The organism is Aeromicrobium sp. PFPM2_SD2 (genome assembly GCF_057364525.1).
Window position 1 is genome coordinate 1 of record NZ_JBNFNZ010000644.1, and the last position, 999, is coordinate 999.

2 protein-coding genes are annotated in these 999 nt (G+C 76.5%); both read left to right on the forward strand.

The annotated features are described in order from the left end of the window. Positions 1 to 621: PP2C family protein-serine/threonine phosphatase (locus AC2W7G_RS17125; protein ID WP_485869502.1), on the forward strand; the 621-nt coding region annotated here is incomplete at its 5' end. After that, a complete protein-coding gene (locus AC2W7G_RS17130; protein ID WP_485869503.1) occupies positions 576 to 929 on the forward strand; it encodes a SpoIIE family protein phosphatase in 354 nt (117 codons plus the stop codon). The genes AC2W7G_RS17125 and AC2W7G_RS17130, both read left to right, overlap by 46 nt. Positions 930 to 999 lie beyond the last annotated feature (70 nt).

Sequence of the window (999 nt, forward strand, 5' to 3'; positions counted from 1 at the left end):
GTCGTGCCGCTCAGCGGACGCGGGCGCACCTCGGGCGTCCTGACGGTGTTCCGGGACGCGAGCCGGCCGGGGTTCAGGCCGGCCGAGGTGGCCACCCTGGAGGAGGCGGCCGGGCGCGCGGGACTCGCGCTCGACAACGCGCGGCTCTACGCCCAGCAGCGCGAGCTGGCCGAGACGCTGCAGCGCAGCATGATGACCGCCCCGCCCGAGCCCGACCACCTGCAGGTCGCGGTCCGCTACACCCCGGCGGCGGAGACCGCACGGGTCGGCGGTGACTGGTACGACGCGTTCCTGCAGCCCGGCGGCGCGACCATGGTCGTCATCGGCGACGTCGTCGGCCACGACACGGCGGCCGCCGCGGCGATGGGCCAGCTGCGCAGCATCCTGCGCGGGATCGCGGTGACGACGAACGCCGGCCCGGCCGAGTCACTCGCCCGCCTCGACCAGGCCATCGCCACGCTGCTCATCGACACCACCGCCACCGTCGTGGCGCCCGGCTGGAGCAGTCGCCGCAGGACCACGAGGCCGGCGTCACGCACCTGCGCTGGTCGAGCGCCGGGCACCCGCCCCCGCTCGTGGCCAGCCGCGACGACGCCGGCGACGTCCGTGTGGAGGTCATGACGGCGCAGCGTCCGGACCTGCTCCTCGGCCTGTCGCCCTCCGCTGAGCGGACCGAGTCGGTGGCGTCCCTGCGGCGCGGGTCGACCGTCCTGCTCTACACCGACGGACTCGTCGAGCGGCGCGACCTCCCGCTGGAGGAGGGGCTGACCCGCCTGGCCGCCGCGCTGCTGGCGCGGATGACCGACGAGCGGCCCGAGGACGACGTGGCGCTCGTTGCCGTCCGCCTGCACCGGCAGGACGGTCCGCGTCCGCCGGAGGCGGGCCCGGTGGTGGTCCCGGAGGTCGTCCCGCCGCACCCGCAGGCTTAGGCCGGCGGCACGAGCATCGCCGAGACCGTCGGCACCAGGCCCGCGGCCACGGCGTCAGCCGGTGCTCCTG